This is a genomic window from Candidatus Neomarinimicrobiota bacterium (assembly GCA_018651745.1).
Lineage (GTDB): Bacteria > Fidelibacterota > Marinisomatia > Marinisomatales > TCS55 > JAAZYX01.
Window position 1 is genome coordinate 11,102 of the sequence record JABIDL010000043.1, and the last position, 26,489, is coordinate 37,590.

Annotated in this window: 25 protein-coding genes, 1 tRNA gene and 1 pseudogene; 9 read left to right on the plus strand and 18 right to left on the minus strand. The window is 38.3% G+C overall.

Translation table 11 applies throughout. The annotated features are described in order from the left end of the window. Positions 1–6: 6 nt before the first annotated feature. From HOD97_08400 to xth, 8 genes are all read right to left on the minus strand, one after another. Positions 7–1,002 (minus strand): glycosyltransferase family 9 protein, encoded by a 996-nt coding sequence (locus HOD97_08400; protein ID MBT4281617.1) that lies wholly within the window; start codon positions 1,000–1,002, stop codon positions 7–9. Beyond that, the gene (locus tag HOD97_08405; GenBank protein ID MBT4281618.1) at positions 999–2,099 is read right to left on the minus strand and encodes a hypothetical protein; all 1,101 of its coding nucleotides are present in this window, start codon (positions 2,097–2,099) and stop codon (positions 999–1,001) included. The genes HOD97_08400 and HOD97_08405 overlap by 4 nt, the downstream gene beginning before the upstream one ends. Then, positions 2,100–3,302 (minus strand): glycosyltransferase family 4 protein, encoded by a 1,203-nt coding sequence (locus HOD97_08410; GenBank protein ID MBT4281619.1) that lies wholly within the window; start codon positions 3,300–3,302, stop codon positions 2,100–2,102. Positions 3,303–3,332: 30 nt separating this feature from the next. Next, complete coding sequence (locus HOD97_08415; protein ID MBT4281620.1) at positions 3,333–5,177, minus strand: ABC transporter ATP-binding protein; 1,845 nt, start codon at positions 5,175–5,177, stop codon at positions 3,333–3,335. Positions 5,178–5,274: 97 nt separating this feature from the next. Beyond that, complete coding sequence (locus HOD97_08420) at positions 5,275–5,691, minus strand: GNAT family N-acetyltransferase (protein MBT4281621.1); 417 nt, start codon at positions 5,689–5,691, stop codon at positions 5,275–5,277. A 7-nt stretch (positions 5,692–5,698) separates the two neighbouring features. Continuing rightward, positions 5,699–6,943: an alginate export family protein gene (locus HOD97_08425; GenBank protein ID MBT4281622.1), complete on the minus strand. Its 1,245-nt coding sequence runs from the start codon at positions 6,941–6,943 to the stop codon at positions 5,699–5,701. Continuing rightward, on the minus strand, positions 6,915–7,688 hold the full coding sequence (locus tag HOD97_08430; GenBank protein MBT4281623.1) for an AMP nucleosidase: 774 nt from the start codon (positions 7,686–7,688) through the stop codon (positions 6,915–6,917). The genes HOD97_08425 and HOD97_08430 overlap by 29 nt, the downstream gene beginning before the upstream one ends. Further along, positions 7,685–8,449 (minus strand): exodeoxyribonuclease III, encoded by a 765-nt coding sequence (gene xth, locus HOD97_08435; protein ID MBT4281624.1) that lies wholly within the window; start codon positions 8,447–8,449, stop codon positions 7,685–7,687. The genes HOD97_08430 and xth overlap by 4 nt, the downstream gene beginning before the upstream one ends. A 141-nt stretch (positions 8,450–8,590) precedes the next feature. On the opposite strand from xth, the gene grxD reads away from it, so the two are divergent. Further along, a complete protein-coding gene (gene grxD, locus HOD97_08440; GenBank protein ID MBT4281625.1) occupies positions 8,591–8,902 on the plus strand; it encodes a Grx4 family monothiol glutaredoxin in 312 nt (103 codons plus the stop codon). A 57-nt stretch (positions 8,903–8,959) separates the two neighbouring features. Beyond that, a tRNA-Glu gene (locus HOD97_08445) sits at positions 8,960–9,031 on the plus strand. A 147-nt stretch (positions 9,032–9,178) separates the two neighbouring features. Here HOD97_08445 and HOD97_08450 read toward each other — a convergent pair. From HOD97_08450 to HOD97_08475, 6 genes are all read right to left on the minus strand, one after another. Next, positions 9,179–10,327, minus strand: a complete 1,149-nt coding sequence (locus HOD97_08450) for a hypothetical protein (protein MBT4281626.1) — start codon at positions 10,325–10,327, stop codon at positions 9,179–9,181. A gap of 168 nt (positions 10,328–10,495) precedes the next feature. Beyond that, complete coding sequence (locus HOD97_08455; GenBank protein MBT4281627.1) at positions 10,496–12,826, minus strand: TonB-dependent receptor; 2,331 nt, start codon at positions 12,824–12,826, stop codon at positions 10,496–10,498. Next, entirely contained in the window at positions 12,813–13,082 is a 270-nt protein-coding gene (locus tag HOD97_08460; GenBank protein MBT4281628.1) for a peroxiredoxin, read from the minus strand. Before HOD97_08460 ends, HOD97_08455 begins: the two co-directional genes overlap by 14 nt. Before the next feature lie 42 nt (positions 13,083–13,124). After that, the gene (locus HOD97_08465; GenBank protein MBT4281629.1) at positions 13,125–13,286 is read right to left on the minus strand and encodes a redoxin domain-containing protein; all 162 of its coding nucleotides are present in this window, start codon (positions 13,284–13,286) and stop codon (positions 13,125–13,127) included. A 56-nt stretch (positions 13,287–13,342) separates the two neighbouring features. Beyond that, positions 13,343–14,548, minus strand: coding sequence for a tRNA 4-thiouridine(8) synthase ThiI (gene thiI / locus HOD97_08470; protein ID MBT4281630.1), 1,206 nt, complete (start codon positions 14,546–14,548; stop codon positions 13,343–13,345). Between the two features lie 9 nt (positions 14,549–14,557). Beyond that, positions 14,558–16,771, minus strand: a complete 2,214-nt coding sequence (locus tag HOD97_08475) for a carbohydrate binding family 9 domain-containing protein (protein MBT4281631.1) — start codon at positions 16,769–16,771, stop codon at positions 14,558–14,560. Between the two features lie 185 nt (positions 16,772–16,956). On the opposite strand from HOD97_08475, the gene HOD97_08480 reads away from it, so the two are divergent. The 7 genes and pseudogenes from HOD97_08480 (at position 16,957) to HOD97_08510 (ending at position 22,217) form a co-directional block, all read left to right on the plus strand. Continuing rightward, complete coding sequence (locus tag HOD97_08480; GenBank protein ID MBT4281632.1) at positions 16,957–18,420, plus strand: hypothetical protein; 1,464 nt, start codon at positions 16,957–16,959, stop codon at positions 18,418–18,420. Between the two features lie 27 nt (positions 18,421–18,447). After that, positions 18,448–18,666: pseudogene (locus HOD97_08485) on the plus strand (TlpA family protein disulfide reductase). Continuing rightward, positions 18,667–19,041: a T9SS type A sorting domain-containing protein gene (locus HOD97_08490; protein ID MBT4281633.1), complete on the plus strand. Its 375-nt coding sequence runs from the start codon at positions 18,667–18,669 to the stop codon at positions 19,039–19,041. 38 nt (positions 19,042–19,079) lie between these two features. Beyond that, complete coding sequence (locus HOD97_08495; GenBank protein ID MBT4281634.1) at positions 19,080–19,865, plus strand: redoxin domain-containing protein; 786 nt, start codon at positions 19,080–19,082, stop codon at positions 19,863–19,865. An 11-nt stretch (positions 19,866–19,876) separates the two neighbouring features. Then, positions 19,877–20,902, plus strand: coding sequence for a DUF3179 domain-containing protein (locus tag HOD97_08500; GenBank protein ID MBT4281635.1), 1,026 nt, complete (start codon positions 19,877–19,879; stop codon positions 20,900–20,902). Next, on the plus strand, positions 20,899–21,831 hold the full coding sequence (locus HOD97_08505; GenBank protein ID MBT4281636.1) for a hypothetical protein: 933 nt from the start codon (positions 20,899–20,901) through the stop codon (positions 21,829–21,831). The genes HOD97_08500 and HOD97_08505 overlap by 4 nt, the downstream gene beginning before the upstream one ends. A gap of 14 nt (positions 21,832–21,845) precedes the next feature. Next, the gene (locus HOD97_08510) at positions 21,846–22,217 is read left to right on the plus strand and encodes a hypothetical protein (protein MBT4281637.1); all 372 of its coding nucleotides are present in this window, start codon (positions 21,846–21,848) and stop codon (positions 22,215–22,217) included. A gap of 6 nt (positions 22,218–22,223) precedes the next feature. Here the strand turns inward: HOD97_08510 and HOD97_08515 are convergent, their stop codons facing one another. The 4 genes from HOD97_08515 to HOD97_08530 all read right to left on the minus strand — a co-directional run bounded on the left by HOD97_08515 (position 22,224) and on the right by HOD97_08530 (position 26,470). Further along, positions 22,224–22,946 carry an NAD(P)H-hydrate epimerase gene (locus HOD97_08515; protein ID MBT4281638.1) on the minus strand — a complete coding sequence of 241 codons (723 nt, stop codon included), beginning with the start codon at positions 22,944–22,946 and terminating at the stop codon, positions 22,224–22,226. Between the two features lies 1 nt (position 22,947). After that, the gene (locus HOD97_08520) at positions 22,948–23,349 is read right to left on the minus strand and encodes a thioredoxin fold domain-containing protein (protein ID MBT4281639.1); all 402 of its coding nucleotides are present in this window, start codon (positions 23,347–23,349) and stop codon (positions 22,948–22,950) included. 73 nt (positions 23,350–23,422) lie between these two features. Next, complete coding sequence (locus HOD97_08525) at positions 23,423–24,523, minus strand: NAD(P)/FAD-dependent oxidoreductase (protein MBT4281640.1); 1,101 nt, start codon at positions 24,521–24,523, stop codon at positions 23,423–23,425. A 324-nt stretch (positions 24,524–24,847) separates the two neighbouring features. Further along, complete coding sequence (locus HOD97_08530) at positions 24,848–26,470, minus strand: NAD-dependent malic enzyme (protein MBT4281641.1); 1,623 nt, start codon at positions 26,468–26,470, stop codon at positions 24,848–24,850. Positions 26,471–26,489 lie beyond the last annotated feature (19 nt).

The following is a 26,489-nucleotide window of genomic DNA, read 5'->3' on the forward strand; positions in this document are numbered from 1 at the left end:
CTGAATTTAGATTGAAATATTCAACAATGCTTTATTGACTTCTTGAGCCGTAATTAAATCAATGCAAAGCAATGGTTCATCTTGATTAATACATGAGTTTTTCTTACATGGGCTACAATGAACCTGTTTATTAATAACCATTGCTTTTGGTCCAATTGGTCGAGTTTGGGTTTGATCTCCGGCACCAAAAATAGAAACGGTTGGGATTCCAAGATTTGCAGAAATATGCCCTAAACCACTATCCGTAGCAATGGCACCCACACATTGAGAAATGATTGCAATGGTTTTTCTTAAAGAAAATTTACCACATAAAGAAAAAACGTTATTCTGAGATTTTTCAACCAAGATGTCAGCATTGGGTTTGTCTGATTCACTTCCAAAAATCACGGCTGGGCGATTTATTGTATTGAGAATATCTACTGTAAGTGCGTCTGGCAAGCTTCTCGATTTCGCAATGCTAAATGGAAAAATTGCAATTGGATTTAGAATGCCCATTGTTTTTAATATATTCTTACCAAAATTAATTTCTTCTTCAGTTAAAGAAATTCCTGATAATTGGTTTATAGAAGCTGCTTGATCATCTTTATTTGACTGAATGAGATCGATATATTTTTTTGAACGGTGAATTGGTTTTGTTGACGTATTAATAACTTTGGTTAGAAATAAAGATCTCCCGGTGGAATGGAATCCGGAAATTTCCTCCGCACCAGATTTCCATGCGATGAAAGCACAACGAAACGAGTCTGAAAGTAAATAAAAGTGACTGAATTGGTGCTGTTTTAATTGATTCCCAACTGAGACTGTTTTCTGAATACCGGATAAATCCTCAGCTTCATATTGAATAATTTCCTTCACATTAGGGTGATTTTCGAATACAGGAGCTACCCAAGATTTGCAAACAACCGAAACTTTTTGACCATGAAACTGTGCACATTGAGATACAAACGGCAAAGCCATAACTGCATCGCCCAACCAGTTTGGGGCATACACTGCTATATTCACAGGCTTTCTCCAGTTTGCATTTTTTCTTCAATGGCATCAATCAGCCGAATGCTTGCCTGTCCGTCGGCTTTGTACAAAAATGTTTTAATCCCGGATTTTCTTTGATCCGATAATTTTTCTGGGTTTTTTAGTTCGCTCAATACAACCGGAATTACCAATTTGGGATCTTTTACTTTTTTAGCAAATCCTATCTCACTCGCTCTTTGCAGATCTAATCTATTATTTATTTTTTTTGGAAAAAGGCGATGCCTCAATTTTAAGGAATAAAAATCGGTTTGCACAATTGGACGATCCAATACCAGAAATTCGAATAATACAGATGAAATATCAGAAATCAGTAAATCGGAAAATTCCAACCACGGTAGAATATTGTATTCTTCGGGAGGAACAACAAAGATGTTATTGTGATTCTTAGCTAAAGCAAGTGCCGCCTGCCCTTGATATTGATATTTTTTTTGCCGCCAACTGAAATCATGCAGCTTAATAACTACATTAACTTGTTTTGCTAAATCCGAAATAAACGGAAGAAATTTTTCCTGTGAAGAAGGATAAAAACTGGGCGCATACAAAACTGTTTTTCGGTTACGTTCTAATGACGATTTTTCCCATTGCTTGCTCATATCACTGTATGATTGATTGGTAAGCCCATCTAATTTGGTAAACCCTGTGAGTATTTGGTTCTTTTCTCCGGCATTTTCCAAGTCACGAAAGCGATTCTCAGATTCAACAGAGCGTAGGTCGATTCTTTCATCTGTATCCCAATAATACGTGTTCTTTAGCCCAATACCATGATAAACCAAAACAGCAATTGTATGGTCGGCTACAATTTGATTTAAGCGTCCAATATTCCCCACAACAACAATGTCAAATTTTGCATTTTTTAAAGCTTCCAGGCGATCTTGCTCTGTTTCAGCGTGAATATAATTAATTCCAAGTCGCTTTATTTCTGTCTGAAACAATTCCATTTCTGATTCATCAACCGACTTTGAGATAGAGGCAGAAATAGAATAGGATTCGCGCTTCTGCATTGCTTCAATGATCGGAATAAATTGAGGCAGATAGTACAAATGATGACTTTCAAATAGAACGGACTTCATTTAAAAACCATCCATTAACATTTTGAAATTTTGTTCAAAACGATCCGTTAAATGTTTGATATAAAACCCATCGCATAGGATTTTCTGTCCTGCCTCAGACATCCGTTCTAATTTTTCAACATCATCGTAAGTGCCAAGTATTCCCTTTGCAATTGATTCTACATCGAAAGGATTGACCGTAATTCCAGCGCCGGAATTATTAATAACCTCCGCGGGTCCTCCATGGTCAGAAACAATGGCTGGGGTACCTGAACGGAATGCTTCCAGAGTTACCAGCCCGAACGGCTCACAGAACGGTATAAATGCGCAGAGTCGCACTGAACCTAAAAGTTCCTGTTTTTCTAATTCTGATACAAAACCATGAAATTCAGTATATGATTCCAATCCTTTATGTTTCAAATAATTTTGGATTTCCGGAGAATTCCCCTCTCCCAAAAAGTGAAATTGTATATCTTTTCGCCCTGCTTGATTTACGATTTTATCCACCGCCCCTAGCATTCCGAAGACATTTTTACTTGGTACAAAATTTGAAAGAAACACAATTCCTTTTCTATTTGAAAAATACGTCGGTTTTTTATCTGATTCTGGAATCCCAGGATAGCAAACTTTAGAATCTTTTCCAAAAGCTCGTTTCACATTTTCCTGTGTGAATTGACTATTTGCCAAAATTGAAGAAATGGATTTTACCGCAGTTGCATCCTGTTTACGGCGCCACCTAGATTTCAAAACTCGCTGGTGTCGGACTCGTTTTCTGATTCGCTGAGCAAAAGCCTCTTGATTGGGAAGTGAACCGATTGAGTCATTTTGTACATTTTTTACAGAAATTTCGTCCGTAATGGAAAAATAGGTTAATCGATGCGGCTCATGACAATACCAAATTATTGGAATATCTTTTTTTAAACGATTGACTGCATTTGTAGCCCACCAATGCGCGGGAGTATTATGGGCGCACACAATATCTGCTCCTTCAAGATGTGGTGCAAGTTTTCGTCCCATGAATCCAATCGAATATCTTGCTTCTGTTTTGAGATCAATAAAACGGACTTTATTCAAATCAATTTCAGACCATAAATCCGGATTACTTTCTAAAGAAATAACACTTACTTCATACCCTCTAGAAGAAAGTTCAGAACTTAACCAAATGACTACATTTTCTGCGCCTCCCTTTGATGTGAGACGCGGATGAACCATTGCTATTTTCATTGAAACGCCAAAGGAAAAAAGAGATTTACTTCAATCAGCGGTATTTACAAATTGAAGATTATAAAGGCGATTGTACATTCCATCTTGTTCCAATAAATCACGGTGCGTACCTGTTTCAATAATTTGCCCCTTTTCTAAAACCAAAATTTTTGACGCATTTTGTACAGTTGATAATCGATGAGCAATTACCAGAACGGTTCTATCCTGCATCAAATGATCGATTGCGTCCTGAACCAGTTTTTCTGATTCTGTATCAAGAGCTGATGTAGCTTCGTCAAGAATTAGGATGGGTGGATTTTTGAGTAACGCCCTTCCAATCGCCAATCTTTGCCTTTGCCCTCCGGAAAGTTTTACGCCTCGCTCGCCAATTATCGTATTAAAACCATCGGACATTTCTTCAATGAATTCCAAAGCATTAGCAGCTACAGCTGCATCTTTAATGGCGTTTTCTTGAACAGAGTCCAGTCCATATGCGATATTATTTTTGATGGTATCGTTGAATAAAATTGTTTCCTGAGTTACGATACCCATTAAAGCACGCAAAGAATTTCCGGATACCTTCCTAATATCCACTCCATCTATTTCTATGCTACCTTTATTCACGTCGTAAAACCGTGGAATCAAATCAGCAATCGTAGTTTTACCGGCACCGCTAGGACCAACCAATGCCACAACTTCACCTTTATTTAAAGAAAAACTGATATCTTCAAGAATTCTGTCCTCCTCTGTTTCATAGTGAAAATGAACATTCCTGAATTCAACCCTGTCCTGAAACTTGTCTAATTCTTTTGCGTCTTTTATATCTACAACATCCGGGACAGAATCTAAAATAGTGAATACGCGCTCACCGGCGGCAGCTCCCATTTGGATCATGATATTTACATTGGAAAGTTGACGAATAGGCACCAGCATTGAGAACATGATTAAAATGAAGCGAATGAAATCCTCGGAACTGAGTCCTTTTTGTAGAATGACTTCAGAGCCGCCAATCCACAACAGGGTTACACCAATGATTACGCCAATCATTTCAGTAGTGGGATTCGCCAAAAATTGTAACCGAGCTCTACGTAAAAGCAGTTTGAAATATTTATTTGTTTCTCTAAAAAAGCGCCTGATTTCAATAGATTCCATTACAAAGGCTTTGACGATTCGAATGGATGATAGGGTTTCTGAAAGTAGATCCATTATTCGGGCAATTTTTTCCTGAGTACGTTCTGTTTTACGACGAATACTTCGACCAATCCAGAGAATTGCAATTCCGGCTAAAGGAATAACGATTATTGAAATAAGAGACAGTTTCCAACTTATGATAAATAGCAATGTTGCAAATGTTAAAATGTTAATAGGCTCCACCAATAACTTTTGAAAACTGGCTGTGAGTGAATCCTGTACCACTTGGACATCATTTATCACTATGGACGTAATTTCACCAGACCTTCGTTTATTGAAATAACTTAGAGACAAAGTATGAATATGCTGATAAAGACGATTTCTCAATTCTGTCACCATTCGCAACTGAACGGTTGCCAATAGAATGTTTTTTATGTATAGAAATATATTTTTCCCGACGAATATGACCAAAATAGTTAAGCACAATACCTTTAGAGACTCCAAAGGAGAATCCCTCAATATCAGTAGGTTTGTTAAATATTTGAGTTTTTCATTCGCAGAAAGATTTTCTGCAGTTTCCCATAAAGCTTGTTGTTTTGCAAGTTCTGTAAAGTCCGATAAAATATTGTGTATCAAGGTTGCAGTAAGCCAGACTGAAACACTGTTTAGAATCACAAAAGCTAAAGCCGCTAATGAGGACAGCAATACGGTCGGCCAATAAGGCAGTACCAGACTAAACAAACGCTTGTAGATGGATTGTTTCATTATTTCTATGAGGGAATGGAATTAATTGCCCAAAGTATTGTAAATATACCCGTATTATTGGCTAAAGAAAAAGGAACAGTTCATTTTTATGAAGATGTTAAAGTACCATTTTTTGATGAACTATGTCCGCTTCTATAAACGTATCACCTTTTGAAGAAAAACCCAATTTTTCATAAAAACCAATTACCTCTTTCTGGGCATGAAGATAAACAGTCGGTTCAGGAAGAACATAGCTCAAAACAGATTCTACCAGCGCTTCACCAATTCCGTTTCCACGATATTCTTCCAGCACAGCGAATCGTTCCAATTTAATTCCTTTTTCCGTTCGGCGCCATCGAGCGGTCCCCACAGGAATCCCATCAAACCGAGCAAGAATATGGGAGCAGTCATCTTCAAACTCGTCCAATTCAATGTCCTTTGAGACCTTTTGTTCTTCAACAAAAACTTTTACTCTGATATTCAGCGCAACGGTCATATCGGAATCGTTTTCAATGAGAGTAATGTGAAGATGCATTTTAATCCTATAGAACAGCAGAAATTGAAAAATATGCGAATTCGTCTGTTCCGGTTTTCCATGAACCATTTTTATGGGTATATCTAGAATATCCTTGGCTAAAAGATAACCGCGGTCCGGCATTTATAGTAAAGACTATATCAATCTCCGAGCCAAACTCTACACTTCCATTTCCTGACTGAAAATCATGAGTATGAATCGCGAGGCGGTATGTGTCAAATATCGGAACTTGGAACCGTAAACTTGTTTCATTTAATCCCATTTCACCGTTTGTGGGAAACATTTTATGGTAATCCATGTAACCGTGCCATTTATGTCCTGCACCATATGGATTTGCAAATCCTTCCCCAATATCTTCTGTTGCAGAATTATCACCTGAATAATTTTCCAAACCAATCGTTATTTGAGAATTAAACAACATTGGAATGTCGAAAATGAAATTCAGGACCGACATGTTTCCCTCGATCGAGTTGAATCCTGGTGCAAATCCGGATTGGATTGCTCCCTCAAATTCTAGAGCGAATCCCACAACTAATAAATTAAGATTACCAGTGAGACGCCCTCCGTAGGTATTCCTTTGAATTGCATCGGCGGTATTTCCAATATTTAATTCGCGAAAACCATACAATTCCAAACCGGAAATTGAATTCATTCTGGTAAATGGATTTTTAGATGTCACATAAAATCCATCAATAATTGTATCATCACCATCAGATGAAAAATTTGCATAATTTTCCTCTAGGTAAACTCTAAAAACTTTTGTGACTGCTAATTGACCAAATTCATACTCTGCAAGAAATCCTTCAAAAAAACGCCCGTGCAAGCTCCACTGATTTCGACTGAATAACCGTTCATTCCCCAGTGGCAGATCAAATCTTCCTATCCGCATCCGCCCATTATTTTTTATCCGATATTGGATGTACGCCTGAGAAAATGCAATCGTATTCTGATCTTGCCCCGTTTTTCCAGATGCATTCTCAGGTGCACCAAGAATTCGAACATCCTGAAATTGCACTGCACCGGAAAGCGATCCTTGTGACATCCTAAGGATGAGCCGAGATCGGAAGTGAGTTAATGAAGATTGCCCGTGCGTGCTGGCCGTGTCGTTGGGTGCTGAAACAGTATCCCGCTCAACCCGAGCCCGAAATTCTGCTTTCCATTCCATTTCGGATCCGATTAATACAATCGAAGAAAATAATACACTCAATAAAATTCGCATGACTCTAATAGGTAAAATGTTTGATTTGCTCACCTTCGCTACCAATATGCGTCATAGCTTCAATCCCGATATCTAACTGCAATTCTACAAATTTTTGCGTTACATTTGAGTCAGATTCTGATGTTTTAATTCCCTCTGGTGTCATTGGAGTGTCGGATACTAGTAGCAATGCTCCCCGATCAATTCCATTTGCAAATCCCACAATAAAAATAGTAGCCGTTTCCATATCAATCCCGATTACACGGACTTTTCGAAGATAGTCCTTAAAACCTTCATCATATTCCCAAACCCTTCGGTTGGTCGTATAAACGACCCCAGTTCGGTAATCTAATTTTTGGTCATGTAATTTATCGGAAACATATTTGTGAATCTTGAATGACGGAAGCGCTGGAACTTCCTTTGGGAAATAATCATCGCCGGTTCCTTCACCTCGAATGGCTGCACTTGGCAAAATAAAATGGCCAATTTCTGTTGATTGCTTCAGCCCCCCACATTTCCCTAAAAATAATACGCCTTTTGGATTGACGGCGGACAACAAATCCATTATGGTTGCCGCATTGGCACTTCCAATTCCAAAATTGATGATGCTAAGACCGTCGAGATTCGTTGCTGAGGTCATCGGACCTCCGACTCCATTAACATCCACATTAAAGCGATGTGCAAATTTATCTACATAATTTTGAAAATTGGTGAGCAATATCCAATTTCCAAACCCGTCAGCAGAAGTTCCCGTGTATCGCTTAATCCAATCGTTTACTATTTCTGATTTTGTTTTCATTTTTTTATTTCCAATGAAATAGGACAATGGTCTGACCCCATAACATCATCATGAATATCGGCATCTTGAATCCTATCTGCAAAACCTTCATTTATAAAAAAATAATCAATGCGCCAGCCCACGTTTCTAGCCCGTACGCCAAATCTATAACTCCACCACGAATATCTTTCACCTTCATCATGGAATTCTCGAAATGTATCTATCCATCCGTGGGCAGCGTATGTATCTAATCTTTCACGTTCAATGGGCATAAATCCAGAAGTTTTTATATTTGCTTTAGGTCTTGCAAGATCAATTTCGTGATGCGCAGTATTCCAATCGCCGGTTACAATCACATTCATCCCGGATTCAACTTGTTCATTTATAATAGGGAGTAATTCATCGTAAAAATCTAGCTTATATTGAAGACGTTCCTCATTTTTTTGCCCATTCGGGAAATAAATGTTGTATAAAAGAAAGTCAGGGTGTTCTGTTAGTAACACTCGACCTTCAACATCAAATCGATCGATTCCTAATCCATTCTGGACATAAAGCGGTTCTTCTTTGCAATAAGTTGCAACGCTACTGTATCCTTTTTTTTCAGCAGAATGCCAATAGGTGTGGTATCCGTGACCTTCTAATAATTCTTTAGGAAGTTGCTCTTTATGAGCTTTGGTCTCTTGTAAACAAAGAATGTCCGGCTGAACGGTATCGAGCCAATCAAGAAATCCCTTTTTATGTACTGCTCGGACTCCGTTCACATTCCAAGATATAATTTTCATGTAATATTTATATGTATTTAGATTTATGAAAGAAAGAATTTAAACCCATTAGCCCATGTGGGAAAGACCCAGAGATATGATGGAATTTTATGTTGAATGTGTAAATTAACCGATTCATTATTTACTTAAAGGAGCATTCTCATGGATTTAACGACTCAAATTAAAACAGATATCGAGACCAACCCAATCATACTGTACATGAAGGGAACACCGGAAATGCCTATGTGCGGGTTTTCAAATTCTTCTGTTCAAATTCTCACCCATTACGGGGTGAATTATAAAGCAGTAAATATCTTAGAAGATCCGGATATTCGTGTAAAACTTTCAGAACAATCCGGGTGGCCAACCATTCCTCAGTTGTTTGTAAAAGGGGAACTAATAGGTGGCGCTGATATCATGATTGAACTGCATGAAAAAGGGGATTTATTGGATATTTTGGATTTATCAAAATAACCTATGGAAATCCTTTGAAGATTCCCGCTGGCGGAAATAATTTCGCCGGCGATATTTGGCCCGTTCGTCTAGTGGTTAGGACTCCAGGTTTTCATCCTGGCAACAGGAGTTCGATTCTCCTACGGGCTACGAAAAAGCCATTAGCAGAAAGCTGATGGCTTTTTGTTTATACACCCTTTATCTGTCGCTGCGAGGATTCGCTAATCGGCGGAGGTGCGGCAATCCCCTTAATATGGAAACCCATTAAAAGGGATTAAAATATTTAGTTCACCTTAGCTACCGGTTTCTTATAAATCCTCCGGCGCTTTCCCGCACTAAGTTTTCATCCCTTACAATATTCACCAAAAACGATTTGGACGTCGTGGATGAAAAGAGTCCGTAGCCGTCGATGATGTTGCTGGTTGGTAGCACAAACTGATTTTGGGCAACCGGATCACCGGCATAATAATCATGGTAGGCTTGGTCGGTTGCTTCAAGCGTGATGATGTGGATTCCGTAATAATTGAAAATCAGCCAATTCATTGACACAGGCGACATTCCAACCTGCCACATGGAAGGGTTGATTCTGTAAGGATCATTATTTTTATCTCTTAAATATCGTTCTTTCCAGATTTTATACACAATGGTTGTGTCATAAATCAGATTACTGAAGGTGGAATCACGCATACCATTTCGATTGAAATCCATGAATGTATCTGAATTGTCATCAAAAGATCCATTTCCATTCAAATCATCAAATGGTTCAAGACCGCGTTTATCGGCTTCTAATGCAAAAGTTAACACCTTTACTGTGGTTCCCTCTTCTGCCATGTAATCGAGAAGAAAAAGAGGGAATGAGGCAAAACTTTCCGTATAACATCCACCATTTTTATAAACAGCTTCAGAAATAGAATCCATATCAATCGCTTCAAATATTTCCTCAAACGAATTTGCAGAAACAAGTGTGGCTAAATCCAAATTTTCTGTGATGACTGAATGTACAGGTAACCTTTCTCCATCGCAATTATACGTCTCATTGGGTGGGCTGGAAAAGTTCATCTGTATCGGAACTGTTGTTTCTGCTGTAATAGTTAGCTCGCGGTAGGAAGCATTTAGAACATATGTTTCACCGGACTCAAACACGACGGTTGAATCAGTCAAATACCGACCTTGTCTCCCAGTAACAGGATTGAGCTGAAATGTTTCATTTCCATTTTTTTTAGATATAGAAACGGTCGCACCGGAAACATAAAGATCATCAGGATTTGTCTCTTCTTCAATTCCTGATGACAAAGAAACATAACAGGTATCTCCCAAAGCTCCCATTGGAAAACCGGCTGACAGATTTGCGTAAACTACCAATTTCTGGTTGTAAAGAATATTTTCATCGGCAAATTCACAGCCGAAGAATGTCACAAAAATCAGGATCATTAGCGGACGATTCATAATCTTCCCTGCAATGCAGCCTGTCGCGAAGGGTGCGAATCAGCACGAAAAAGGCTTATATTAGAAATCTTGGTATGAAATTCTTTTTCTCGAAATAGTGATGTGTAACATATTAACATCATATTTTTCCTTTGTTTCCTTCGCGATCTTTCCGGCTGGCCAATCATCCTAAAACCTAATTGAAAATCCCACCGACGGAATGAGTGGAAAAATGGAAATATCTGTTCGTTGTACGATTCCCTCATCAGGTTCATCTACATTGGGTTCACCATAATCCGGATATCCATTCCCATTGGTATCGTGCTTCTCTATATCCCAATCGCCGTCATCATCCACTCCATTGTAGGTGCTACCCAAATGATACACATAGCGAAAAATATTATTCCGATCGTAGCTATTTATAATCTGAATAAAAATATCCATATCAAATTTTTTGAACGAAAAATGACGGATTGCGCCTAAGTCCAGCCGGTGATAAGCAGGATATCTTCCTGTATTGCGTCCACCGGGGATCGTTCTAAAATTGGCGTGATTACTGCTTACCGAAAAATCTAAATCCTCAATAAAATAGCCGAGAATTGGCGTAAAAGCCTGCCCAGATTGATAACTCCATTGCAAATTCAACTCCCATTTATCTGTGAATTGGTAATTACCAATGACGCTTATTGCATGGCGACGATCCCAGTTTGTGAAATATTCTTTTCCATCCAATATTTTTCTGGATATGCCGAGGGTATATGAAATCCAGCCATTTAATTTTCCGAAGGTTTTCTGAGCAAATACTTCCAATCCATATGCAAACCCATCAGCAGTTTGAAAATTGTCCGATATTTTTTCATCCGATAGAGTTTCTTCCGTAGATGATCGAGATTCAACAAAAGTCAGCATATTCTCTAAATGTTTATAATATACCTCAATTTGGGTTTTATACACTCTTCCAATGTATTCCTCATATCCCAGAACAACCTGTTGAGATTTTCCGGGTTGAACAGATTCGTCCACTGCAACCCAAAAATCGAGAATAGTTGGATTAAAATCATCCTGAATAGTTTGAATAAATTGATGATAATTCCCAATAGCAAAATTGATATAACGGTCTTCGGTAACGAGGTATTTCATTCCCAGCCTTACATCCGGGAAATATCTGTCAGAATGAGCATCATACACATTCAATCGCAAGCCGGGTTCTACGATAAATTTCTCCGATAAAACCCATTTCCACTTATTATATATTGCAGACTCCACGGGTTTTTTGTTAATGACAAAAAGCGATGTATCTGCAAATGAATTATCATACGAAAACCCAAGTTGTTTAATCTGTGCTCCAAATTTCCAAGTAAGTCCATTGTTTTGGAACCATGTGAAATTTGCCGAAACTGTTACATCATTGATGACATTATCTTCAATCAGTCCCGAATCTCCGCCGAGGTTGAAATATGTCCGAAACTGGCTGGAAGCGATCAGAAAATTCCCGATCAAAAGATCGCTGAATAGACGGCGGTAAGACATGCTGTAGGTCTTATTTCCCCATTCAGCGTCTAAACCAAGATCATCAAAAACAAGGTCATCAAGTCCACGGTAAAAGCTAAAGCTCAGCCGATCTTTTGGTGTTAGATCGGAAAAAACGTGACTCTGCAGATCATAGAAATAATACGGCGGAACATTTAAACTGGTATTTTTTAAAATTTGATCAAAATAAGTTCGCCGACCGGAAAGCAGCCAGGCGCCTTTGTAAAACGGCCCTTCAATGGTAGTTTGAGCTGACAATAATGAAATGGATGTGCTGGCATCCACTTTATTGCGATTTCCTTCCCTGCTCGTTACATTTAAAACTGCCGAAAGTCTGCCGCCATATTCTGCATTGTATCCACCCTTAATAAGTTCAGCATCCTTTACAGCATCTACAATAAAATTTGAAAATACTCCACCTAAATGCGATGGGTTATACACAGTAATTCCGTCAAGTAAAATCAGATTTTGATCTGTATTTCCGCCACGAATAATAAGTCCTGTACTAAATTCAGATTGCGTGAGCACTCCGGGAAGAGATTGAATCGTTCGAAAAATATCAGGTTCTAATATGGACGGCAAGGATCGAATCTGTTTGGTAGAAAGGTTTACACGACCCGGTTGGATATTAAATTTTCTGGTGATTTTTTCAGCGGATACATCTACAACATCAGATTCTATAACCATGGATGATAATGCGATATCTGCGGTATAATTGTTGGATGCTGAAAAATTATATTGATTCTCGTACGATTGATATCCGAGATACGAGATAGCAAGCGTTAACGAATCACCGGTAATATTATTGATGACATAATATCCATTCTTATCCGTAGCCATTCCTTTTCCGGTTTCTCGAATGAACACATTGGCACCAATCAGCGCTTCGCCTGTTTCTTTATCCGTAATAAATCCGTGTATTCTACCTCCTTGTGCTAATAAAACTGACAAAAAGTAAAAGGAAAAAATCAGGGATTTATTTATCATCATTCTCAAAATATTTCAGGATTTCGGCCGCATGTGTATTCACATTCACTTTATCATATATCTTCTCGATTCGGCCTTCTTTGTCAATCACATAAGTATTACGGTTTGCAAAAAGAAAATTTCCGGATTGGTAAAGTTTGGCTACTTTTTTCTTTCTATCTGATAAAAATGTAAATGGCAAATTATGCTTTTTCTTAAACTTTAAAAGCTTTTCAGGTTTATCGTAGCTAATGCCAAGCACAACTATTTCTTTTTCAATATATGTATCAAATACGTCGCGGAACCCGCACGCTTGTTTGGTTCATCCGGGTGTTTCCGCCTTCGGGAAAAAATAAACGACAACACGCTTCCCCAAGTAATCAGATAAAGTGTGTTCTTTCCCGTGTTCGTCCTTTAATGTAAAGTCAGGTGCGGGCAATCCAACCTGGACATCGCCACTTCTGGCAGTGAGCCATGCAATCATGATTAGTCCTATTGTTAGAGCTTTAGAAATATTCTGCATCATAAAATGAAAGAAAGTTAAGCAGGTTTTGGTTCCAATCGAGGTTTAGATTCATCGGGTGACAGAATAAATTTTTCCGTCAAATTCACCGCATCTTTCACCAACTTTCCCACATCCAAATTAGATTCATTTTTTTCAATATCTATTAATCGCGCTTTTGTTGCAGGATGTTTTGGTACAAATAATGAACAGCAATCCTGATCCGGCTGAATAGAAATTTCAAATGTTCCCATTTGCTTGGTCTGATCAACAATTTCACGCTTATCAAAACCAATTAATGGGCGCAAAACCGGTAAAGAAGATACGATTTCTACCACGTGCATATTTTCCAACGTTTGCGAAGCTACTTGACCTAATACTTCACCTGTAACCATTGCTTTGGCTTTTTCCAATTTGGAAAGTGTCTCCGCTATTCGGATCATAAATCTTCTGTATAATAGAATCCGATATTTTTCGTCCGTATCCGTTCTGATTATTTTCTGGATTTCCGCAAGCGGTACGGAGTATAATATAATCCTTGGCTGATATTGTTGAAGAACGCTGATTATTTCTTTTACTTTATCGATAGATGCAGAATTTGTATAAGGCATCGAATGAAAATGAACCAACGATATCTTACCGCCTCGCTTCATGGTATAATACGCTGCCAAAGGAGAATCAATTCCACCGGATATCATGCACATTACTTTTCCGCTGACACCAACCGGAAGACCGCCTGGCCCTGAAATTCTATCCGCGTACAGAAAAGCATTTTTATGAAATAAATCAATATAACACGTTGCATCAGGATGGTTCAGTTTAACCTTTTTCCCTAATTTCTCAACAACAAGCGCTCCTGCAAATTCATTTAGTTTTTGGGTAGATAATAACGCATCCGGACCGGACCGACGGGCAGTTATACGAAACGTAGAAAAGGATAATTCACTTAATAATAAAACAGCCGTCTCTGATATGACTTCCTCATTTTGGGTGCATCGCACAGCTGGTGCGAAATACGCTAAGCCAAAAACTTTTTGAATAGCGGAAGAAAATTTGTAAAAATCGTTCTGAGCATCTGTAGATAATTTTCCAACTAATCTGCCCTGAATCGTTTTAATTGAACTGAATGTGCCGGAAGGAACGACAGCCTTAATATTTTGTTTTAACTTTTTTTCAAAATAGGAACGATTGCCACCTTTCAGCCCTATTTCGTCATAATGAAAGAGTACATATTCCGGTTTCATGTCAATAATTTACACATCAAACAGGTACTGTAATTTCATAAAAATCTGCCGAGAACTTTCATTGGTTTGTTCAAAATTACCGGTGACATCAAATCCGTGATCGGAACCGAGATAAAAAATAGTGAATGGACTTGGCTGGTAGCTAAGCAGTGGCTGAATCTGAAGAACTTCACTAAAATCACTGTACTGGGTGAAAATCCGGAAAGAGAATGCGCGATTGAACTGATAATTGACTCTTATTCTACTTTGATATCCTGAATAATAGGTCGAATCTCTATCAATAGATTTCATTTCTGTATAACTAACCATAGGCTGAACTACCAATTTTTTGGTGAATTTAATTTGACTCCAAATATAGAAAAATTGACCGGTTCCTCTAATAGGGGGATCGAGATAACGAACCATACTTTCGCTAATGCCGGCACCTAGCCCCATCATCATTTTTTCACTAAACTGAGAATTGATATTTACATCCACATCCCATAAATCTGTCATATTGGTAGACTTAAACCGCTCAAACAAGGAATAATCAAAATCAATTTGGATTTGTGTTTGCAGGGGTAATGTGACATTTGTCCAAATGCTGATTTCCTTTTGCTTCACTTCATCAGAAAAATTTTGAATCAAGCTGCCACGCGTTCCAATACTATACTCAGATATTATGTCACCATTTGGCCAAAACTGAAACCTACTTACCAATTTAAATTCTTTATAATTATTTTGGGTAATAAATCCATTTTCTGCTCTAAAAGTTGGTGTTTTATGCTCATATGAACCTTCCAAGTGCCACAGTTTTGTTGAGCGGGAGATTTCAATTTCTACTGCATTCCCATTGAACATTTCACCATCAAATTCAATAGTGTTTCCGTCCCCAAACAAATCAATAGATTGCATTAGCGAATCATTCGGTTCTTCTGTACTACTTAAAAGACCTTGCATTTCTAAAGAATAAATTTTGTTAAATCTGTATCGAAAATCAATCCCCGCTACACTTCCGGAACCACCATGTTCCATTCGCCGATCGGTTAACATAATTCCATAAAAACCCGTTTTACCCAATGAATGTTTTGCTCGAAATATATTGGATAGACTTTTGCCGCCAATAGCTGAATAACTTTGTTCTTCTGCAGGAATTGTAAAGGGTGAATCCTCATCAATAGCAGAAAGAAAAGCGAATGTAGTTTTCCCGATCGTTGTAATCAATCTACCGGCGACCACGGGGTTGTTAATTGATCGCGTGTAAACCGCATTAACATACGTCTTGAATAATTCAGCCCCTTCGTTGAAAAAGGGACGTTTCTCAGGAAAATAAAGCGCATACGTTGTATTCACATCTATCTGTTCTGCATCCGCTTCCACCTGACTGAAATCCGGGTTTAAAGTAAATTCTGCAGATAAATCTGAACTGAAAGAATATCGAAATCCTAGAGATGGTTCACCTTCAAAGGAACCGGATTGAAGTTGATCTTGATCATCCAGAGAAGATGATTGAGACCCGACCATGGCGGGTAACAATTCTAAAATTTGTTTTATTTGAATGCCCTTAATCCCCTTCAAAAAACCGAGCTGGCATAAAAAACACGGATCATTTCTGTCTAATCCACCCCATAGAATTTGATTTTTTTTCTCACGTGGTACACTCCTGTAAAACCCAATCCTCCATTCCTGCATTTCTTTTTTTGGAAATGATAGACTTGAGAAGGGAATCGCCATTTCCACCTGAAATCCTTTGTCAGTAATCTTTCCCTGAGATTCATAAACAATATCAAACCCCGGATCATCATTTTGCCCTGACCTTTTTAGATCCATTTGAATCCCGAACGGATTTGAGCCAATCATAATTCCTGTGCTGGATTCACCAAAAGGGTCAAGTATCACCGCAACAAAATCGTCACTCCAAACCTCATCCCTGTTCTGGTATGAAGCGCGTACATTTTCCGGGTTGTCGTAAGCGAGGAAGGCTACGTATAAATTAACTTCATCATATGTCATTCGAACTTCTGTTTCTACCGATGGAATGATATTGTCACCGGGCTCAAATTCCAAAAAGTGGTTCGTTGCGGCAGCCGACAGCCAAGCCGGCTCCGAAAGATCACCATCTATAATGATCGTGCTTGATGCGTGTGAAATCGTCAAGGATGGCAATATTCTATCCTCAGCAAATCCTGTGGATATGAAAATTGTCAAAATGATGAATAATGGTCTTGTTGTATGTGCTTTCATAAATACTCTTGCGATCCTTTAAACATGTAAGGTGATAATAGTTTCCAAGTTTGACATCAATTAATCAAAAAAGTTGTCAGAAAATAATCAATTTCTAAAATGCAGGAAAGTCTTCCAGGTGACAGGAAAAATTATTTTAATTTGATAATTTGAATAAAGGAAATAGAGAAAAAATGGATGAACCAATGAAAAAAATGAAATTACAATTCAATGAATCTTTAATAATCCGAAAAAGAATAATACCGACTTTAATAATTTTTATAGGGATATTTTTTACGGCAATAAGCGGGAAAAATCTTAGCCTTCTTTCGGAAGATGGAATAAATAATGTTGAACTTTTGGATGTTTATATTTACGAAGATTATGCTTTTATCCCGGGAGGACTTGGTGGATTAAACATTGTTGATATTTCAGATCGCTCAAACCCGCAGGTCGTTGGAGAATATACAGCCAACAACTGTGACTGGGGTCGGTTGTACTCCTGGTCGGTTTTTGGAAATTATACTTTTGGCGCAGGACGCGATTGTGGAATTCATGTTTTAGATATTTCTCAAATATCTAACCCTCAGCTGGTAGAAAACTTTGAAAGAGAATCAGAATCAATGCCGGTGCGCTATGAGCATACATCTACTCATTCAATTGGTACAGTAAATTATTTATTTGCAGCCGGACATCAGGCGGGAGTTGATGTATTTACAATCAACAGCGATGAACAAAGTAGTACCGTTTTGAATTATATCTCAACCATTGCTAGTTCAAACGCTTGGGCAACACAACCGTTTGGCAATATCCTATTTATTGCTGACGGAGCAACCGGAATACGTAGCGTTGATATATCAAATCCTTCTAACCCGATCCCGGTTAACATGATATCTGCCAGTGGAAGCGTTAAGGATTTGACCATTTCTGAGAATCGCCTTTTCGCCGCTGTGGGTGCATCCGGTGTGGATATGTTTAACATTTCGAACCCGGCAACTCCCTTATTTTTGTCTAACTATAATACCAGCGGTTATGCTTCACGAGTGGCGGCGAATGATTCACTTGTAGCCGTGTCAGATTGGGATGATGTTGAAATCCTAGGATTCACCGAAGGGGAATTAATTTTGAAAGGAATTAAAAATACCGGTGGAAGATCGATGGCAATTGATATGGTTGGAAATGATATTTTTTCTGCTGAATGGATTGAATTCCAAACCATGCGATATGGAAATGTTGAAGGACCAGATCTTGATATATCGAATCGAAAAATTGAATTTCCCAGAGTACCCTTTGGAGAGAATGAAACTATATCCGTTCAGCTTACAAACAGTGGAAGGGCGACCTTAAATATTACAGGAATAAGCAGCGATAACGTTGACATTTCAATCCCATTTAATTCTGCAGAAATCCTTCCTAATGCATCATTAACCCTTCCCATTACTTATACACCAAATATAGGAAATAGTTGGACAGGTTATATAACCATAAGCTCAAATGATTCCGATGAAAATAATGAAAAAATACGCATAATCGGGAATCATCCAAGTGGACCGATGGTGGGAGATCCGGCGCCGAATTTTAATCTTCCAATAGTTAACGGCGTGGGAATGATGGAACTCTCAGACCTTGGTGAAAATCCGGCGGTCATTGCCTTTTTTTCTGCTTGGTGACCAGTTTGCGCTCCGGAGTTTTCGGACATCGAAGTTTCAATTTGGCAGGAATATAAAAATCAAGGTCTGCAAGTAGTAGGTATCTCAAATGAACCACTTCAAACGATTGAAAATTTTATCGCAGATCAGGGAATCACTTTTCCGGTTCTGCGCGATGTTGCCGGGGTTTACAGTGCCTACAATATCCCAGGAGGGCAATCACCTTTCCCACGTGATTTTATCATAGATCAAAATGGGATATTAAGAATGACAAAGACAGAATATGATCCGGGTACCATGATTAATATCATAGAACAATTATTATCGCCGGAAGTCACAACTGATGAGGAAACACTGTCAAAAAAGTTTCAGTTACATCCAAACTACCCAAATCCATTCAATTCTGCCACTACACTCCAATTTCAATTGGAGACTGCGAGTTTTATCAGGCTCGATATTGTTGACCTCCTTGGTAGTGTGGTGGCAACACTTGCTGAAAATGAATATCTAAAAGACGGCAGTTTCAATTTCAGATGGGACGCATTAAACCAGAATGGAGAAGCACTTCCATCAGGCGTGTATATCGCTAGACTTCGTTCGGGGGAAAATATACAAATCCAAAAAATGATTCTTTTGAAATGAACAAAAATATCCCAATCCGCTTTCTAATGAGTATCGTTATGTTATCAATTTTCCTAAAGGGACAATCTTATGAAGTTGGCAATCAACTAACTCCTGAACATCTGGCTTCAGATTTGACTATTTGCGCAAATGATTCCGGTTTGATTTCCTTGGATTTATACAACGGTGCTGCAAATGGTGAAGATTACCACGTTATTTGGCTGAATTTCTTTGCGTCTTGGTGTTCTACCTGTCTTGCTGAAATTCCTTACGCTACCCAGATATATAATCAATATAAAGATCAAGGTTTGGTAGTCCTGTCCTTTGGTAGGCAATGGGACAATCCTTACAGCTGTTTAGATTGGGCTGAATTGGGAGCAGAATACAATATACTAGATGACGACTCCACCCAGGTCTGGTCATGGTTTGGTTTGGGAACTGTACCGCAATCCGTTATTCTAGATCACAATATGATTGTTAGATATAATAGTTATGGGTTTAATGAATCGGAGACTGTTTCTGTTATTGAATCATTTCTGGCAGAAATGCCATCAGTAAATGTGAATGATGAAATCGTACCGGTAAGTTTTAAAGTCACGCCACCTTATCCAAACCCGTTTAATGCAAAAATATCCTGGACAGTTTTGTTAGGTAAAGAATTATACCTCGAAACGATTGTATTTGATATCACCGGGAAAGAAGTCCAAAAAATAACGAATGAACATTATTCAGAAGGATCATACTTTTTTTCCTGGGATGCAAGTGTGGTTCCATCAGGCGTTTATCTTCTGAAATTGATAACACCATTCCACAATCAAACCCATAAAATGATTCTATTAAAATAAAGGAAAACTATATGAAAATTTTAACAGCAATATTTTTAGTCTTGTACCTTGGAGGCTGCAAAGACGAGAATTCACCTAATCCGCTATCCGGTGATTGGACGATTGACACAAATTATCTAAGACAAGGGTGCTTTTCAGGAAAAGACTGTATCCCTAGTTTAGAGCATCCCGGTAAATCAATTATCGGTGACAATAATCTTTCCTTTCTTGATGATAACGATCTAGTTGTTGGAATCTGGGACGGTAATGATTATATCGCATACCCCCATTCAATTTTAGACTGGCATGAAATAGTCAATGAAAATGGATATAGCATTTCATACTGCCCTCTCACGGGAAGTGCATTGCATATTAACACAGATAGTGAATTCGGCGTATCCGGGTTGTTGTATAACAGCAATTTGATTATGTACGACCGGAATTCAGAAAGCCATTGGCCGCAAATGCTGCTTCAATCAGCTGAGGGATCTCGACAAGGCGACGAACTGACACTCAATTCCATGATAGAAACAACATGGGCTACGTGGAAAAAATTATTCCCGGAAACGAAAATATTGAATTCTGCGACCGGTTATTCCCGGGATTACAATTCTTATCCCTATGGTAGCTACAAAACTTGTAATTCTGCTAGCTGTGGTGATTATATTTATTTTCCTGTATCTGTAGTAGATAATAGACTACCAGCAAAAACGCGAGTCTTGTCAATTATTTCCAACACAACTAAAAAATCCTACCCCATTCAAAACTTTATCCAGCCTACAATTATAAATGAAACTATCGACGGGGTTCAGTTTGCTGTCATTCTTTCTGCCGATGAAAAAATTGGTGTTGCATTCAAGACCGAGTTGAATCTTTCAATCGAAACCTGGGACATTGGAACCGGTACCATTTTGCTTGCCGATGCGAATGGCAACCAATGGAATATTCTTGGTCGCTTGATCAACGGAAATATGAATGACCTCGTTCCAGCAAAGTCATTCATATCATATTGGTTTTCTCAGGCGGCTTTTTATCCTGAAACAGAAATTCATTCATGACAAAAATCATTGGTATTACAATAATCAGTTTTGTTTTAATCCAATCATTAAATGGACAAGTATGCTGTTCTTTAGTGGGTGCCATAGATCATGGCGGCGGAACATCTTCAACACAATGGGACACTCAATGGCCATCTCTTTTCGATAATCGCCAAGTCTTCAAATGGGTAACAGGATTAAATGCCACTCATACCGATGATGATGGCTTAAAGGTCCGGTACGGAACTGCTTTAAACATTTATGTGCAACTATCCCATTATATCGGGCAAAAAAATGTGGGGTATATTCAAGCCGAAGGAAGCTGGATATTATTGGAAGAATCTTTATCATTTGCAAAAACCAGTAGCCGTGTCCAACAATTAGGATTAAGGCTTGGAATCCGGCACCTGCTACCGGGAAAGTGGGGGTATGTTTTTGGAGAAATCACTCTTCCAAAAATGCCTGATTTTTCTAACCAAGATTTTGCCTTCGCAAGTGGTGCGGTCCCAATCGCATTGGGGGGTTGGACAAATAGATTTCAAACCCCATGGTTCTATGTTTACCCGACACTTTTCCCTGATGTTTCCGTTTCGGTTTCCTTTTCGAAAAACCAGAAGAAACAAATTGATGTTTTCACGGATGATGCCCTAAGCGCACATGGATCAACTTCCATTCTTTTATCACAATTTTTATTACTATCACCTTTTTCAACATTTCTATATCAAAAACTACTAGCGCCTCTTTCTCCGTGGGAAACCGAACGACAGTCTCGTTGGCTAAGCGCGTTAAACGCCGGCTTAGATATTACCCCTAACCACCATAAATGGAATTGGTTGCACTTGCGCTTTTCTTGGCCCGTTTACCGTTGGTCTTCAAGTAGGAATTTCCCTGATGGGACCGAACCTGTACCTAGAATTTCCATTTCTATCAATAGAAGTGGAAATCTTTAGACTTCGGAATCAAAATGAAAAAGAAATATATCTTCATATCCTTTTTACTAGTCACAGCTTGTGAACCGACCTTTGAGGAAAACCTTAATCCTTCTATTATTGGGTTTTGGATTTTGCAAGCCCAAAATTCTTTAGAGAACAATTTAGATTATTATCCTCTCACTTGGGATATTCAGGATGAAAATTCCCTCATTGAAAAAGGTTGCACAGAAACCCAATGCTGGCAATACCAACTTCGCTGGGAGTTGGCTCAAGACACTTTAAATATATTTCGTTTTGATTATCTGATTAAATCCGGAGTGGTCATTCTTGGAAATGATGTGTTACAAATATCATGGAACGACTTAAATAAATCAATATTTTTAAGAACAGACAATTTTGAATAAGCGAAATCAAGGAATTCGAATATAATTGCTACTCTTAAACGGGTCGGAGTAGGGAATACCCATTTTCTCATATAGCATTGGTGGGACAGAAATATCACCGAGATACAAATCTCCTAATATTTCTCTATTTTTAGAGTCATTCATACCTTTCTTTGGTAACGCCAGTGTCAGAGTTGCAGTTGCATGAACAACAAATGATGGTTCATTTTTTTCATTAAATCGAAATCCTGTTGGTGCATCCAATGAAATGATAATTTTGGATGAGTAATTACTCAGAATACTAACAGCATTTTGTATTGACCCCCGTAATGGTCCACTTATTCCATATCCAATCATTGCATCAACAATAATATCCGAATTAGAAAATGCTTCTTCCAATTTTAAAGATGATGGTTTAATCATTTGTTTTACCGGCAATTCATTCAAAATATTCCATTGTTTTTTTGGAATCGCTTTCAGTTTTGATTTATCAGAAAAAAGTAAGATTGTTACATCAACGCCACGATTGGCTAAATGACGAGCAGCCACCATTCCACCACCACCATTATTCCCCGCTCCGCACAATAGGGTAATTTTAGGATGAAGGATTGTTGAGTTTCTGAGATAATCCTGACTCAATTGCGAAAGTGCATTTCCTGCATTCTCCATCATTTGTGTTAAAGAGATGTTGTAGTGACCCGCCATCAGTCGGTCCACTTCCCGCATTTGATCAACAGTGATTAGCGGCACATCATTCATCTATAGTGTTGAGCACCTTTCTAAATTGTTTGGCTGTTTGAAATCCTGCTTGCTGATATGTAATCTTTCCATTCTCATTAAATACCAAAATCGTTGGGAGCGCTTTCACGCCATAAGCATGAGCCAAAGCAAGACCTTCTTTTGTCTCTATATCTACCTTTAAGGCAATATAATTTTCCAAAGCCATTTTAATTGAACTATTTGCAAACGTTTCACGATCCATTTTCCTGCAATTATGGCACCAGTCTGCATGAAATTTTACTATGACCGCCTTCCCTTGAGATTTCCCTTCGATGAAAGCTTCTTCTAGTCTAATCTTCGAGAAAACATCTTTTTCATCTGCCATTAATAATGCTGTTGTTAATCCTAATAGAAGTATTAGTGTATTTTTCATAATGAATTCCTTTCATAATTTCTTACGAAAAATTACGAGGATTTCAAACAAACGGTTGTCAGGAAGAAGACTTTTAATAAGAAACGAAGGATGCCCTCAACGCTTTCCGTCTTCTAGAATCAACCGTATCTACAGCTCTCACAGCATATTCTTGCGCAGTATAAACTTGTTTCATGATCGGTTCATCTTCCCGCTTTGTCATATCACCCACAGCAAATAATCCATGTACAGATGTCTCTCCCTTATGATTGATCCATACATGACGTTTTTCTTCTGGTTGATCCTCATCCATTAATCGGGCTCCAACTTGCCGTGCGAGATCATTATATACACGATGGAGCCCCAAAGATACTAAAGCAAATTTCACAACTATATTTTCAAGAGATTCAAATTCAAAACCGTGTAGTTGCTTTGCACCTTCACTGACTAAGCCGGTAATTGGACCTGAAATAATATCTATGTTATATTTCTTGAGAATTTTCATTCGATCATCAGAAATAGTAGATGTTTCCCCATTTGCTAAAATATGTACTTTATTTCCATATCGTTCATAAAGCATCATAGCCAATTCTGCCGCCATATTTGAATGACCAATCACTGCAACAGATTCCTCGGTCGTTAAATGGCCTTCACATCGAATACAGTATAGCGCCTGTTCCCTATTCGCAAATGGGTATAGCCACTTCGGGGTTTCTTCCCAGTCACCTTTTTTATTTTGTTTCAAAATATGAGGTTGTTCATCCATAACACCCGTGGATAAAATAACAGCCTTCCCCTCAGATAATTTATCGTCTAATTGGATAGAAAAACCTATTTCAGTTTTTTCCAATTGGGAAACTTCGCCCTCCATTATTGTCACATTAGGGAATCCCCTTTCAATCCGTTGAACGGTATTCTGAATCAGCATACGATTATTGATATGATAATGCTCATTTTCAAGAAGTGTAATCGCTTCATCCTGCTTGTTCTTTTTCAATGTTTTAATGACTTGGGTTTTGATGATATCTTCATGAAATCCTACAATATTATCCAAGTTCATCACCCATTGTGACCGGCTGCGTTTTCTAGATTTTTTTGATCCTAAAACCCAAAGAGTTTTCATCCCATTCTGGGCGGCACGAAGTGCAGAAGCGGATCCGCCAATTCCTCCTCCAATAATTATACTATCAAACATTAGTCATTCCTTTTCTAGATTGGTCCAATTCAAAACATTAAAATCCCCTGCCTTTTCTACAGACTTTACAATGTCAGATTGTGACAATTTAGAAGCGTAGTAATTCACAGTGAAAGTTCTAGTCTTCTGATTAAATGAATGTTTCTGTATTCCTATCAGCCCATCCAGGGCTTTGCCGATATTGATCGGTCATCCCATTCATAGTATCCCACCACGGATATCCATCCCACCAACTGCGAATGTAGCTATTTGAATTTCATTATTTATTGTACAAGATATAAATACCAGTGGTACTATCAAAAATGCTACTAAATAATTATTCATCTAAATATAATCCTGATACTCTGCTTTATACATCATTTCTCGAATAAAATCTATTTTATTTTCATCCGTTTCAAATTCGGCAATGGTAGTTGCTATTTCTAAAGATAAATCACGGATTTGAGTTAAGGGCGGAAAAACTCTTCCATGATCCAAATCGTTTGGAGATAAAGATTTCGAAATAATTTCCGATGCTATCAGAAACATTTCATCTGTGACTCTATCTGCTTTTGAGGCGACTACACCCAAGCCCACACCGGGGAAAACATAAGCATTATTTCCTTGCCCGGGGACATGTGTTTCTCCATTGATTTCCACAGGATCAAAGGGACTCCCGCTCGCAAATACGCACTTTCCATTTGTCCATTGATAAGCTTGCTCAGCCGTGCATTCTGATTTCGAAGTTGGGTTTGAAAGTGCAAAAATTACGGGATTATCATGAATATCCGCCAATGTACGAATCGCATTTTTTGTAAAGGCCTGCGCTTGACCCGAAACACCGATTAATGCCGTTGGTTTTACAGCGCGAATTATTTCTGTTAGGTCAGAAAGATGTTCAAAAGGATGAGCAAATGGTTTTTTATCTTCAGAAACGTTTTCCCGTCCGTTTACAACCAATCCGCGGCTATCAATAAACCAGCATCGCTCTCTTGCTTGTTCGATTGGAATACCATTCTTAGAAAGTGCTTTGGAATATAATTCACCGATTCCAATTCCAGCGGATCCTGCTCCGTAAAATAGTAATTTTTCGTCTTTTAATTTTCGACCGGTTAATTTTTCACTTCCCAAAAGCCCTGCAACACCAATCGCAGCTGTGCCTTGAATATCATCATTCATCATGCGAAAATTATTCTGATATTTACATAAAAGTCTCGAAGCGTTCCTATTCGCAAAATCTTCAAATTGTATTAAAGTATCCGGAAAAACAGTTTTAACTGCATCCATAAATTCATCTAGGAAATCATCATATTTTCTCCCACAAATTCGGTTTTGTTTTACACCCAAATAATTAGGATCATTTAATAAATCTGAATTATTCGTTCCCACATCTAACATAATCGGTAAAGTCTTCGATGGATCAATCCCAGCGCACGCTGTATAAAGAGACAGTTTTCCAATAGGAATCCCCATACCATTCGCCCCTTGATCTCCCAAACCCAGAATTCGTTCGCCATCAGTAACAACAATAACATCCACTTCCTTATTCTGCCAATTTAGTAAGACGTTTTTAATGTTGTTGTGATCTCGATAAGAAATATATAATCCTCTTGGTCGGCGAAATAAATATCCGAATTTTTGACAAGCCTCCCCTACCGTCGGCGTATAAATAACTGGCATCATTGTTTCAATTTCATCAATGACAATCCTATAAAATAATGTTTCATTTCTATCATGCAACCCCATCAAATAAAGATATTTTTCAATGTCATTTGATTTGGAATTAAAATTCATCAGAATACGGTTTTTCTGTTCTTCGATGGTCGTGACTCGAGGTGGCAATAAACCGTGTAACCCAAAAGTGTCTCTTTCTTTTTGGGTAAAGGCAGTCCCTTTATTCAAAAGCGGCTCATGAAGTATATGCGACCCACCATGAAGTTCGCTAATCATTTTCTTAAATTCGGTCATAATTTGTATCTAGAATTTA